This window comes from Mycobacterium sp. E3251 (assembly GCF_001666835.1).
Taxonomy (GTDB): Bacteria; Actinomycetota; Actinomycetes; order Mycobacteriales; family Mycobacteriaceae; genus Mycobacterium.
The window spans coordinates 1-13513 of record NZ_LZJF01000085.1 but is presented as its reverse complement, the minus strand read 5'-3'; the positions used below and the strand labels follow the sequence as shown (position 1 = coordinate 13513).

Annotated in this window: 10 protein-coding genes; 1 reads left to right on the top strand and 9 read right to left on the bottom strand. The window is 67.7% G+C overall.

Annotated features, from left to right (window positions below):
• Nucleotides 1–3: 3 nt before the first annotated feature.
• From fadD32 to glf, 9 genes are all read right to left on the bottom strand, one after another.
• The gene (gene fadD32 / locus A5697_RS11675; protein ID WP_067948257.1) at nt 4–1902 is read right to left on the bottom strand and encodes a long-chain-fatty-acid--AMP ligase FadD32; all 1899 of its coding nucleotides are present in this window, start codon (nt 1900–1902) and stop codon (nt 4–6) included.
• 288 nt (nt 1903–2190) lie between these two features.
• Complete coding sequence (locus A5697_RS11670; RefSeq protein ID WP_067948255.1) at nt 2191–3201, bottom strand: cutinase family protein; 1011 nt, start codon at nt 3199–3201, stop codon at nt 2191–2193.
• 183 nt (nt 3202–3384) lie between these two features.
• On the bottom strand, nt 3385–4287 hold the full coding sequence (locus A5697_RS11665) for an esterase family protein (RefSeq protein ID WP_067948319.1): 903 nt from the start codon (nt 4285–4287) through the stop codon (nt 3385–3387).
• 156 nt (nt 4288–4443) lie between these two features.
• Nucleotides 4444–5496, bottom strand: a complete 1053-nt coding sequence (locus A5697_RS11660; protein WP_067948253.1) for an esterase family protein — start codon at nt 5494–5496, stop codon at nt 4444–4446.
• 328 nt (nt 5497–5824) lie between these two features.
• Complete coding sequence (aftB, locus tag A5697_RS11655) at nt 5825–7795, bottom strand: terminal beta-(1->2)-arabinofuranosyltransferase (RefSeq protein WP_304442479.1); 1971 nt, start codon at nt 7793–7795, stop codon at nt 5825–5827.
• Nucleotides 7782–8699 carry a decaprenyl-phosphate phosphoribosyltransferase gene (locus A5697_RS11650; RefSeq protein WP_067948248.1) on the bottom strand — a complete coding sequence of 306 codons (918 nt, stop codon included), beginning with the start codon at nt 8697–8699 and terminating at the stop codon, nt 7782–7784. The genes aftB and A5697_RS11650 overlap by 14 nt, the downstream gene beginning before the upstream one ends.
• Nucleotides 8692–9231, bottom strand: a complete 540-nt coding sequence (locus tag A5697_RS11645; protein ID WP_067948246.1) for a phosphatase PAP2 family protein — start codon at nt 9229–9231, stop codon at nt 8692–8694. The genes A5697_RS11650 and A5697_RS11645 overlap by 8 nt, the downstream gene beginning before the upstream one ends.
• A complete protein-coding gene (locus tag A5697_RS11640; RefSeq protein WP_067948244.1) occupies nt 9224–11113 on the bottom strand; it encodes a glycosyltransferase in 1890 nt (629 codons plus the stop codon). Before A5697_RS11640 ends, A5697_RS11645 begins: the two co-directional genes overlap by 8 nt.
• Nucleotides 11113–12336 (bottom strand): UDP-galactopyranose mutase, encoded by a 1224-nt coding sequence (gene glf / locus A5697_RS11635; RefSeq protein ID WP_068010482.1) that lies wholly within the window; start codon nt 12334–12336, stop codon nt 11113–11115. Before glf ends, A5697_RS11640 begins: the two co-directional genes overlap by 1 nt.
• Nucleotides 12337–12601: 265 nt before the next feature.
• Here glf and A5697_RS11630 point away from each other — a divergent pair.
• A partial coding sequence (locus tag A5697_RS11630; RefSeq protein WP_197500977.1) for a PirG occupies nt 12602–13513 on the top strand: 912 nt, incomplete at its 3' end.

The window sequence follows — 13513 nt, the reverse complement described above, 5'->3', positions numbered from 1 at the left end:
GGTTCAGTCGTTAGCGCCGGCGAAGGCGGTCGGCGAACCGACACCGCTACGCAGGCTGCCGTCGAGGTAGGCGGCGCGGCACGCGCGGCGCCCGATCTTCCCGCTGGAGGTACGCGGAATGGTTCCGGCCTGCACCAGCAGCAGGTCGCGGATGGTCACCCCGTGACGGACGGCGATGGCCGCCCGGATCTCGTCCGCGATCGGCTGGTACTCGAGCTTGTGCGTGCCGGGGGCACGCTCGGCCACGATCACCAACTGCTCGGAGCTGTCGTCGGGGTCGTGCTTCAGGCCGGTGTGCGGGTTGTCGAACACCTCCTGCGGCAGCTGGTTGGCCGGCACGGAGAACGCGGCCACGTAGCCGGTGCGCAGGGCGCGGCTTGCCTCCTGGGCCGAGTACTCGAGGTCCTGCGGGTAGTGGTTGCGGCCGTCGATGATGACGAGGTCCTTGATCCGGCCCGCGATGTAGAGGTGACCGTCGTGGTAGGTGCCGTAGTCGCCGGTGCGCACCCACATGCCGTCGTCCGGGGCGCCCTCGGCGTGCGACTGGCTGATGCGCGACTTGAGGAGGTTGCGGAAGGTCTCGGTGGTCTCGTCTTCCTTGCCCCAGTAGCCGGTGCCCATGTTGTTGCCGTGCAACCAGATCTCGCCGATCTGCCCGTCGGGCAGCTCGCTGGCGGTGTCGGGGTCCACGATGACGGCCCACTCGTCGACGCCGATGATGCCGGCGGAAACCTGCGCGACGGCCTTGGGCGAATCGGGGGCCACCTCGACGAAGCGCTGCTTGTTCAGCTCGTCGCGGTCGACGTGGATGACCCTGGGCGCCTCGTCCATGGGCGTGGTGGACACGAACAGCGTGGCCTCGGCCAGGCCGTAGGACGGCTTGATCGCCGTCTCGCGCAGGCCGTAGGGCGCGAACGCCTCGTAGAACTTGCGCATCGACGCTGGGGACACCGGCTCGCTGCCGTTGAGGATCGCCTTGACGTTGCTCAGGTCCAGCGGTGGCTCGCCGTCCTTGGGGACGCCGCGCACCGCGGCGTGCTCGAACGCGAAGTTCGGCGCGACGGTGACGACCTCGCAGTTCGGCGCGTCTTCGGGCTTGCGTGCCATCTCCCGGATCCAGCGGCCGGGCCGGCGCACGAACGCCGCCGGAGTCATGAACGTGAAGTTGTAACCGAGCACCGGCGACAGCAGCGCCGTGATCAGGCCCATGTCGTGGAAGAACGGCAGCCAGGACAGACCGCGGTCGCCCTCCTTGCCCTCGAGGCCGTTGAGCACCTGCAGCACGTTGGTGGGCAGGTTCAGGTGGGTGATCTGCACGCCGGTCGGGGTACGGGTGGAGCCGGAGGTGTACTGCAGGTAGGCGATGGTGTTCTCGTCGGCCTCGGGCTCGACCCAGGTGGACGCCACCTCGTTGGGCACCGCGTCGACGGCGATCACGCGGGGCCGTTCCTTGGCCGAGCGCGCGCGGATGAACTTGCGGACGCCTTCCGCGGCCTCCGTGGTGGTCAGGATGGTCGACGGCGTGCAGTCGTCGAGCACCGCGTGCAGCCGGCCCACGTGACCCGGCTCGCCCGGGTCGAACAGCGGCACCGCGATCCGGCCGGCGTACAGCGCGCCGAAGAAGGCGATCAGGTAGTCCAGGTTCTGGGGGCACAGGATGGCGATGCGGTCACCGGGCTGGGTGACCTGCTGCAACCGGGCGCCCACCGCCCTGTTGCGGGCGCTGAAGTCGCGCCAGACGATGTCGCGGTACACCCCGTCGCGCTCGGTGGAGTAGTCGATGAAACGGTAGGAAAGCTTGTCGCCGCGGACCCTCGCCCACTTCTCAACGTGCTTGACCAGGTTGGTGTTCTCCGGGAACCTGATCTTTCCATTCACGATGAACGGGTTGTGGTACGGCATTCCGCTCTCCTGTCACACCTGTTTTAGGTCGGCGTGCGCCGACGTTTTGTCCTCTGGTCGGCGACGCCGACGGTTTCCATCTCTACGCGGACCAGCCCTCGCGCGGCGCCACGGGCGCCGGCCTCCTGCTCATCACAGGCCGGCGTCTAGCAGGACCGGGTCCGCAACAAAGTCTTATAGCTCTTAAATTCCTCTTAATGTTAAGGGGCTGCCCGCAGCACACCAAATCACAAGGTACCGCTGATATGAACCCGTGACGGGCTCCTGGCTGCTGTGTCCCGCCGCCGGTCATCCATGTTTGGGGTGGGGCGCATTATTGATCAGTCCTTGAACCCAATTCAAGGTCCAATCCGTCGCCGCCTGTCCGTCGGCATTCCAGAACTCCGTCGTCGCGTACAAGGCGTGGATTGGCTGTCCGGCATTCCCCGCCAGCGTGTTGAGCGTGTTGGGCAGGTTGGCCACGCTGAACGCCTCCTGCGGCGCGGCGCAGATGAGGTCGCCCGGCGCGCAGATCTCGTTGGTCTTGTCGTTGAGCGCACCGAAGCCTCCGGGCCGCGCCCCGGTCATCGTCAACCCCAGCCCGGACAGCACCGGCACCTCGTGCAGCGTGACCTCGGCGCCCTGCCCCGGCGGGTTGGGCCCGACATCGTTGCCCACCCCGGGCTGGCGGCGACCGTCGGCGATCAAGGTCACACCGAGCACCAGGTCGTCGTCGACGGGTCCGCGACCGTTGCCGATGTCGCTGGCGATGTCACCGGCGATCACCGCGCCTTGGGAAAAGCCCATCAAGACGTAACTGGTCAGCGGGCACTTGGCGTTCATGTCCGTCATCGCCTGGACCGTCGCACGGGTGCCCTCGGCGCGGCTTTCGTTGTACGACATCTGCGTGTCACCGCTGAGCGGGTTGTGGAACTGCGCGGTGTAGGGAGTGGTGTACTCCTGCACCCTGGACGCGGGGAACTGCTGGCTGATCGCCGCGGTCACCTTGTGCAGCAACGCGTTGGGAAATTGCATCGGGTTGGCCGGATCGTCCTGCGGGGCGGACTCCCAGGTGCCGGGGACGTTGACCAACTGGACGTCGGGACACGACGCGTCCTGCGAAGCGGGCCGGGGCTTGTGCGGGTGGGTGGTGGTGGACGGCGCCGGCAGCACGCCGGGCGGCACCGCACTGGGCGGCGATTCGCGGTGGCGCAGCAAGACCACCACGGCCACGATCACCAACAGCACCACGACCGCCATCGCACACGCGGCGGCCCAGGCGAGGACTCGGTGGCGCTTACGCTGGGCGTTGGTAGCCATGTTCTCCTGCTAGCAGAGTGGGTGGATCGCGACGCGGTCCTCCCGACCCCTGCCGCACACCACTACACGGTACCGGCTCGCCCGACGACGTCCGTCGGACAGCGACCACAGGCGAATGGCGCCGACCCGCTAGCGAATGGCGCCGACCCGCTTCACCCGGCTGCGCCGCGCTCGCGATCGCCGCTAGCGAATGGCGCCGACGATGTCACCCGACATGGCGCCCAGCTGCCCCGACCACGAGCCCCAGCCGTTGTCGCCGCCGCCCGGGAAGTCGAAGTGACCGTTGTGCCCGCCGTTGCTGCGGTACTGCTGATAGAACTCCCGGGAGCTGCCCATCGCCGCGCCCGCCTGGCCGATCATGGCGGCGTCGTCGCCGCCCATATTGGTCGGGCTGTAGACCCAGACGCGAGTGTTGTTCTGCGCCAGCAGCGAGGCGTGGACGTAGGGGTCGTGCCACTTCCACCGGCCCAGCTGCGGGGCGCCCCACATCCCGTTGCCGTCCACACCGCCGAATTGCTGCAGGCCGGCCAGGATCGCGCCGTTGTAGTTGGTGCTGGACGGATACAGGAATCCGGACAGCGAACCCGCGAAGCCGAAGCGGTCGGGGTGGAAGGCGGCCAGCGCCATCGCGCCATAGCCACCCTGCGAGGCGCCGACGGCGGCGTGGCCACCGGGCGCCAGGCCCTTGTTGGCGGACAGCCAGTTGGGCAGCTCGCTGGACAGGAAGGTGTCCCACTGCTTGCTGCCGTCCTGCTCCCAGTTGGTGTACATGCTCCACGCACCGCCCGCAGGCGCCACTACCGAGATGCCTTTGCCGCCCAGCGTGTTCATCGCGTTGCCCGCGGTGACCCAGTTGCTGACGTCCGGGGCCGCGTTGAATGCGTCCAGCAGATAGACCGCGTGCGGACCGCCGGCCAGGAAGGCCACCGGGATGTCGCGGCCCATCGCCGCCGACGGCACCATCAAACTCTCGTAACCGGCCGCCCGCGCGCGGCCGGCCGGTCCGCCCGTCACCGTCACACCGATCAAGCCGACCGCCAGCGCGACCACGGAGATCATCCGAAGAAGCGCTGGCATACCCCGCACGACCCTCATGTCCACCCTCCATCGTCTAGTCGCTGTGGAGCACATTAGCCAGCGCCGTAGCTCCCCCGCCCGCGGGGTAGTGAAACAAATCACACACCAAAACAACCAGCGGCGGAAACCCGAAGGTTTCCGCCGCCAGTCGCGTCGTTCTTGGGCTTAGGTGCCCTGGCCGTTGCCGGCAGCAGCGGCGGGAGCCGGAGCGGCCGTGGCCGGACCGGCGCCAGGCGTGGCGCCCAGGGTCGCCTGCAGGTCAGGCTTCATCGCCTGCAGCTGCGCACCCCAGTACGGCCAGTCGTGCGTGCCGTTGGCGTCGAAGTTCCACACCGCGTTGTTGCCGCCGGCGGCTTTGTACGCGTCCTGGAACTTCAGGTTGCTGGTCCGCACGAAGCCCTCCAGGAACTTGGCGGGCAGGTTGTCGCCACCGAGGTCGGACGGCTTGCCGTTACCGCAGTACACCCAGATCCGGGTGTTGTTGGCGACCAGCTTGCTGACCTGCAGCGACGGGTCGTTGCGCGCCCACGCCGGGTCCTCCTTCGGGCCCCACATGTCGGCGGCCTTGTAGCCACCCGCGTCACCCATGGCCAGGCCGATCAACGACGGCCCCATGCCCTGGGACGGGTCCAGCAGCGCCGACAGCGAGCCGGCGTAAGTGAACTGGTTCGGGTGGTATGCGGCCAGGATCAGGGCCGACGATCCGGCCATCGACAGACCCACGGCGGCGTTGTTGGTCGACTTGACCTGCTTTTGCGCGGCGAGGTACGCCGGCAGCTCGCTGGTCAGGAAGGTCTCCCACTTGTAGGTGGTGCAGCCGGCCTTACCGCAGGCGGGCTTGTACCAGTCGGAGTAGAAGCTGGACTGGCCGCCGACCGGCATGACCACGGCAATGCCCGACTGGTTGTACCACTCGAACGCCGGGGTGTTGATGTCCCAGCCGTTGAAGTCGTCCTGGGCGCGCATACCGTCGAGCAGGTAGAGCGCGGGTGCGTTGGCCCCACCGCTTTGGAACTGGACCTTGATATCGCGGCCCATTCCTGCGGAAGGAACCTGCAGGTACTCCACCGGCAGACCGGGGCGCGAGAACGCGCCGGCGGTCGCCGAGCCCCCCACGGCGCCAATCAGGCCCGAGAGCAGGGCCGCACCGGCGGCCGCCACCACGAGCCGGCGCGGCATACCTGCCACGGCGCCGCGAAACCTGTCGACAAGCGTCATCCTTGCTTCCTCATCCTTTCGGCGCGCCCATCACCCGGACGCGTCCATGATTTGGGTCGTACTGCATACGATCTCCGCGCAGCAGTGCTCGTGTAGTCAACCACACCTACAGCCGTCGAGTCGCATCGAGGCCGCCCCGCAAAGCGTCATTCGGCGGTCGTTACCCGGGGTTTTCCAGGCGAAACATCGACGCCTTATGCGGCGTTTGCGCATGTGCTTGGGCACGAGTGCCAGCTGGTGAAGGCCCAAATGTGATGTTGCTGGCAATCTTTCATGGGCGTGAATCGTGATCGTTTTGAGATCGGTTGAAAATAGTTCTGCGCGCGGCTTACTCGCGAGGCGGAGGCGGGACCTCTTCGGGCACTGGGAGACCGCACCTGGCGAGCTCATAACGCGGAACGCGGTCGATCCGGTATTTGGTGAATTCATAGGAATGCAGCAGGTTGGAGAGGAATCGGTGCGGGGTCATCGGTGCGCGCACCGAACTCAGCACCGCCTTCGTCTCGGGGCATTGCAGGGCCGTCACCGCCTCCGCGACCCACTGCTGGTCCAGATAACCCGGGATGCCGGGATACACCTTCACCCACGGTCCGTCGGCGATCACCCAATCCGGGAAGAGGTTCTTGTCGTGCCCGATGCGGCCGTGCTTCAACCGTTCCGTGTGTTGCGCAAGCGGATTCGCCAATCCGATCTGGTCGATCACCCTGACATCAAGCCCGACGTTCATGCCCACCATGCCGAGGTTGGTGAAAAACACTGTGTGCTGCGGCTTTTGGGGCGGCTTGTCGGGGCCCTGCTGCGCCTGCGGCACCAAGTCCCACTGGATGTAGTTGCCCGACGGCAGCAGTAACGCGCCGTCCGGGGTGTTGTCGAGCGCCGTCAGGATGGCCGCCATCCTCGGATACCCCAGGTAGTCGGCGGCGGTCAGGGGATGCGCGTGACCGGTGGCCTGCGCGTAGAAGCGCCGCTCGTCGACGATGCCGGTGTAGGTGACGTGGGTGGCGTCGTCACCCATTCCCGGTGAATTCGCCGCCCACAGCGACCAACCCGCCACACCCAGCCACAGCGCACTCGCCGCGCCGAGCACCCAATAGCCCGTCTCCCGCGAGTAATCCTGGCCGTCCGGTATGGCCACCGGGATCACGGCCACTGGGGCCAGCAGGCAGAACAGTGGCGCGAGCAGCACCCGCCCGTGCATGAAGTCGCCGCCCTGCCGGATCCAGTAGAGCGCCTGCAGCAGGCCGCTCACCAGAACGAAGGCCACGACGGCCGGGGGGCTTTGGACCGCCCGGGCGAGCCGCCCGTAGTTGGGCGACAGCGCGGGGCGCAGGAATGAGGGCCGGCGGCGGGCGGCGAGCAGCAGCACCCCGAGCGGCACGAGGAGTACCACCGGCACCCAGACCGCGTAGGGCGCATCGAAATTCGAGAGGTAGATCATGCCCTGGGACCACTTGTCGCCGGCCGCGTCCTTGGCCAGGGCGGTGCCGGGCACCAGCAGGCCGTAGTAGCCCATCCGGAAGATTTCATAGCCCACCGGCAGCAGGCCGCCCGCCACCACGACCAGCACCCGGCGGCGCCACGTCCGCGCCGCGATCAACATCATGATCAGCGCCAGCCCGCCCATCAGCGCCAGATCGGGCCGGACCAAGACGCTGAAACCGGCCACGAACGCCAGCGCACCGATGAAGAGCCTGCGATCCGGGCGGTTGCGCACCGGTTGGGCCCAGCAGACCATCATCCACCAGAGCAACCCGAGGTAAGCCAGGGTCAGCCCGCTCTCCAGCCCCGAGGTGGCGAAGTCACGCGCGGGCGGCAGCGCGACGTAGACCAACGCCCCGGCGGGCAGCATCACGGCCCTGCGGCCCCGCAGGCTGGGCGCATACAACCGGGCGGCCCCCAGCATGAGCAGCGCCACACCCGCAACCGAAAGCGTCAGGGCCAGCGCCAGCGCGACGTATTCCATGCGCATCGGCCCGCCCACCCAGCTGCCGACATACATCAGATAGGTCCAGGCCGTCGAGGTGTTGGCCTCCACCCGCTCGCCCTGGTTGAAGACCGGGCCGTTGCCGGCCAGCAGGTTGCGAACCGTGCGCAGCACGATCAGCCCGTCGTCGGCGATCCAGCGCCGCTGCCAGGCGCCCCAGGCGAACAGGATGGCGACAACCACCACGCTGATCCAGAGGCTGACCCGGACCAGGGCGGTGTAGGGGAATACCGGCCAGCCCAACCGCCTGATGACCGGCCGTCCGCGCATCATGCGCGCCTTGAGGGCCTGCAGTTCGGAGCTAGCCGAAGGCAACGGCGGCTCCAACTGTCGCGATCCACGTCAGCGCCAGCAGTTGCAACACCCGATCCCGCAGCGCGATGTCCTCGGGCTCGCCAGCCAGCCCGCCGTCCACGTCCACCGCGTACCGCAGGATGGCGATGGTGAACGGGACCATCGACACCACGAACCAGCCGGCCGCGCCGTGCTCCCGGTCGAACGCCCACAGCCCGTAGCAAACCACCAGCGCCGTGGCCGACAACGTCCAGACGAACCGCAGATAGGTGCTGGTGTAGTTCTCCAGCGCCTTGCGGATCTTGGCCCCGGTGCGCTCGGCCAGTTGCAGCTCGGCGTACCGCTTGCCGGCCACCATGAACAGCGACCCGAAGGCCATCACCAGCAAGAACCACTGGGTCAGGCGGATGTCGGTGGCCGCGCCCCCGGCGATGGCCCGCAGCAGATACGCCGACGACACGATGCAGATGTCCATCACCGCTTGGTGTTTGAGGCCATAGCAGTAGCTCAGTTGCATGGCGAGGTAGACGGCCATCACCAACGCCAGATTGGGGGTGATCCACCAGCCGATGACCAGCGAGGCGACGCCCAGTACCACCGCCAGGGCATACGCCAGCCATTCCGGCACGACGCCCGCGGCGATCGGGCGGAACCGCTTGGTGGGGTGCTCGCGGTCGGCCTCGACGTCGCGCACGTCATTGATCAGGTAGATCGCCGACGCGGCGAGGCAGAACGCCACGAACGCGCCCAAGGCGGGGTATGCCTTGTCCAGCACGTCGTGGTAGTGGTAGCGCACCGGGCCGCCCAACGCGGCCAGCGGCGCGGCCAGCACCAGAACGTTCTTCACCCACTGGCGCGGGCGGATCGCCTTGACGACCCCGATCACCACGTTGCCCGACGGGCCCGTCACCACGTCCTCACTCATTCGGCCAGACCTTCCGCGCCCGGCCCTCGAGCCGGACGGTGATTCGAGCGACGATGGCTCCGAGGGCGATGCCGCAGGCCACGTCGCTGGGATAGTGCACCCCCAGCAGCATGCGTGACAACGCCATCGGGGGAACCAAGACGGCGGGCAGCGGCAGGCCGGTGATCCGGCCCATCAGGATGGCCGCGGCCGTCGTCGAGGTGGCGTGTGCTGACGGGAAACTCAGCCGGCTGGGCGTGCCGACGTTCACCACGACCGCCGGATCGTTGGGCCGCTGACGCCGCACCACGCGCTTGACCAACACGGCGGCGGCGTGTGCGGCGAACGCGCCGGCCCCGGCCACCAGCCACTCCCGGCGCCGCTTCGGCATCAGCAGCGCGCCGACGGCCGCGACGGCCAGCCAACCGATGCTGTGCTCGCCGAAGTGCGACAGACCGCGCGCCGCCGTCAGCACGCCGGGCTGGTCGGCCAGGGCCGACTGCACAGCCACCAGCGCGGCCACCTCACCCGTAGGGGGTGGCGATTCAGGCATGCTCTCGCTCGGCAGGTAGCAGCGCCGTCTCCCACTTCTGCTTGCTGGACAGCACGGGCAACGCGTCCCGGTACGTTTTGCGCATCTCGTCGAACCGGCTCACCAGCCGGCGCTGCCGCCGCAGCGAGGCGAACAGCAGCTGGAACATCTTGCGGCGGTCGCGCTGCCGGTACACCACGCCGCACCCGTCGGCCGTCGTCACGGTAACGCCGTCGACGGTGCACAGCCGGAACCAGCGCGCGTCCTGGGTCGGCACGTTGAATTGCGGGCGGCGGTGGGCTTCGGCATCGGCCTTGGTGGCGTTGTGCGCGATGCCGCGGGCCAGCCGATAACCGATCGACACCGGGTTGACCGGCGGCTTCATCGCCCTGGTCTTGTTCGACGGCGGCGGCAGTTCGCTCGCCGCCGGGAGCACCACCGCGTCCGGATATTCCTTGCGCAGCCGATGTACCTCGGGCAGAGCGGATTCCAGGATCGAGAAGATGTGCTCGGGGCCGGCCAGGAAGTCGTCGATGGCCCGGTTCTGGATCGCCACGGTCGAATACTCAAGGCAGGCAAGGTGTTTCAGCGTTGCCTTCAGGTGGCTGCGAACCAGTCCGGTGATGTCACCGTCCCAGTGCATCGCGGCGACGACCAGTCGGTTGCGCAGATGGAAGTACGCCTGCCAGTCGATGGCGTCGTCCTTGTCGCTCCAGGCCATGTGCCAGATCGCCGCGCCGGGCAGCGTGACGGTCGGATACCCGTGCTCTCCCGCACGCAGGCCGTATTCCGCGTCGTCCCACTTGATGAACAGCGGCAGCGGCTGGCCCAGCTCCTCGGCGACCTGCCGCGGGATCATGCACGTCCACCAACCGTTGAAGTCGACGTCGATGCGCCGGTGCAGCAGCGCGCTCCGGGCGTTCTTGTCGTTCAACGGGAATTGGGCGAAGTCGTGGTCGTACTCCGCGTGCGGTGCGGCCGTCCACATGAAGTTCGACTGGTTGACGACCTCGCCCATGATGTGCAGGTGCGACGGCTCCTGCAGGTTGAGCATCTGGCCGCCGATGAGCATCGGCGTCTTGGCGAAGCGGTGCAACGCCAGCACCCGCAGGATCGTGTCCGGCTCGATGCGGATGTCGTCGTCCATGAACAGAATCTGTTGGCAGTCCGTGTTTTTCAGCGCCTCGTACATCACGCGGCTGTAACCGCCAGAACCGCCGAGATTGGGTTGGTCGTGGATGGACAGCCGGTTGCCCAGGCCGGCGGAGGCGGCCGGGAAGTCCGGGTGATCGCGCACCTTGCGGGTGCCCTGGTCGGGGACGATCACCGCCCCAATCACCTCGTCCACCAACGGATCCGCGGTCAGGTCGGCCAGCGCGTTGACGCAGTCGGCGGGCCGATTGAACGTGGGGATGCCGACGGCGATGTTGGCCGTGCCCGGGGCGGGCTCGGTCGCATACCAGCCACCGCTCACCAGGTTGACCGCGGTGTCCGTGGTGATGTCGAACCAGATCCAGCCGCCGTCCTCGAACGGCTTGAGCGGCACCTCGATCTCCACGATTGCGGGCTGGTCGTCGGTGCCGACGAATTGGCGGCCGTCCACGGAGATCCGCACCCCGGTGGCCTTCGTCCGGTACAGGTCGACGCGTCCGGTTCCGGTCAGCTCGACCCGCAGCACCACCGACGTGCAGATCGACCAGCGGCGCCAGTAGCTCGCGGGGAACGCATTGAAGTAGGTGGCGAACGACACCTCGGACTCTTTGCCGATCTCCAGCGAAGTGCGGCTGGTCGCGTGCGCGCGCCGCGCATTGGTGGTCGATTCCTCCAAGTACAGCTTGCGCACGTCGAGGGGCTCCCCCGGACGCGGCAGGATGATCCTGGAAAGCAGGCTTACAGCAGTCATCAGGCGCCGCTCCTCCCCGTCGCCGGCGCGCCCCCCGCGCCTTCCTCCACTAAAGCTTTGCCGTCGCGCAGGTGCGGCGCGACGGTGTTGTCGTACATGTTCAGTGCGCTGGCAATCGCCATGTGCATGTCCAGGTATTGATAGGTGCCCAACCGGCCACCGAAAAGCACCTTGTTGGAGGCGGTTTCGGCCTTCGCCCGCGCTCGGTACGCGGCGAGCAGGGTGCGGTCGGCCTCGGTGTTGATCGGATAGTAGGGCTCGTCGTCGTCCTCGGCGAACCGCGAGAACTCCCGCATGATCACCGTCTTGTCGGTGGGGTAGTCGCGCTCGGGGTGGAAGTGGCGGAACTCGTGGATGCGGGTGTAGGGCGGGTCCGGGTCGTTGTAGTTCATCACCGGGGTGCCCTGGAAATCACCGATCGGCAGCACCTCGACCTCGAAATCCAGTGTGCGCCAACCGAGCCGGCCCTCGGCGTAGTCGAAGTAGCGGTCCAGCGGGCCGGTGTACACGACGGGCGCATCCGGGCTTTCCGCCCGCAGCTGGTCGCGGACCTCGAACCAGTCGGTGTCCAGCCGGACCTCGATGCGGTCGTCGGCGGCCATGTTCTGCAGCCACGCCGTGTACCCGTCTACCGGCAGACCCTCGTAGGTGTCGCTGAAGTATCGGTTGTCGAAGGTGTAGCGCACCGGCAGCCGGGTGATGTTGGACGCGGGCAGTTCCTTGGGGTCGGTCTGCCACTGCTTGGCGGTGTAGTTCTTGAGGAATGCCTCGTAGAGCGGCCGGCCGACCAGTGAGATCGCCTTCTCCTCGAAGTTCTGCGCGTCCTCGGTTTTGATCTCGGCGGCCTGCTCGGCGATCAGCTTGCGCGCTTCGTCCGGGGTGAAGTATCTGCCGAAGAACTGCGACACCAGGCCCAGCCCCATCGGGAACTGGTAGGCCTGCCCGTCGTGCATGGCGAATACCCGGTGCCGGTAGTCGGTGAAGTCGGTGAACTGCCGCACGTAGTCCCAGACCCTCTTATTAGAGGTGTGGAACAGGTGGGCGCCGTATTTGTGGACCTCGATGCCCGTCTGCGGCTCGGCCTCGGAATAGGCGTTGCCGCCGATGTGCGGGCGGCGTTCAACCACGAGCACGCGCTTCCCGAGTTGGGTAGCCACGCGCTCGGCAATGGTCAGGCCGAAGAATCCAGAGCCGACGACGAGGAGATCGAAACGAGCGGTCATCGGTTGCTTAGGGTATCCGACCGCGTCGGCCTAACCCATCTGGCGAGGCCAGGGAGTCCGCCTTCGGCCAAATGACGGCGCCCGCGGGACGCCTCCAAGGAGGATCACAGCCCGAGTCGCAATTACCTCACGATTCAATATCACCACTCTAGTCACAGCAATCTCACTCGTACCATCGACTCTGTGTGGTTCTCGCCGGCTAGAACGGCAGGCCGCACCGAAACAACACAGTTGAGATTGAGTTGTCCAGATTGAGGAGACTTCCGTGCCGAACCGACGCCGACGCAAGCTTTCGACAGCCATGAGCGCGGTCGCCGCCCTGGCAGTGGCGAGTCCTTGCGCATACTTCCTTGTCTACGAATCGACGGCCGGCAGCAAGCAGCCCGAGCACCACGACTTCAAGCAGGCTGCCGTGATGACCGACCTGCCCGGCGAGCTGATGGGAGCGCTGTCGCAGGGGCTGTCGCAATTCGGGATCAACCTGCCCCCGGTGCCCGCTCTGAACGGCGGCACCGCCGCCAGCACTCCTGGCCTGGCCAGCCCCGGCCTGGGGACCCCAGGGCTGGGGACGCCTGGCCTGACCAGTCCGGGCTTGACCAGTCCGGGCTTGACCAGTCCGGGCTTGACGAGCCCGGGACTCACCAGTCCCGGTTTGACGAGCCCGGGTCTGGCGAGCCCCGGCCTGACGCCCACGACGCCGGGACTCACCGCGCCCGGCGCGCTGCCGACCACCCCGGGCGCCGGAGTGGCGACCCCGGGCGCGGGGCTCAACCCGGCGCTTTCCAACCCCGGGCTGACCAGCCCGGCCGGAGTCGCGCCCGGACTGGGCACCCCGACGGCCGCGGGTGAAGTGCCGATCACCGCTCCGGCCAGTTTGGACCCGGGCGCCGACGGCACCTACCCGATCCTCGGCGACCCGTCGTCCTTCGGCAACGGATCACCGCTCGGTGGCGGTGGCACCGGCCTCGGCGGCGGTGGCGGCAGCAGCAGTGGCGGCGGCGGCCTGGTCAACGACGTGATGCATGCCCTGCGTGATCGCCGGCATTACCAGGCCTTTGAGCAGGTCGATGGCCTGGCCTGCACCGAGCTGGTTGGCCGCCTGCATCACGTCGTTGACCAGGCCGCCGCCGCCACTGCTGCTGCCGCCACCGCCGCCGAGGCCGGTGCCACCGCCACC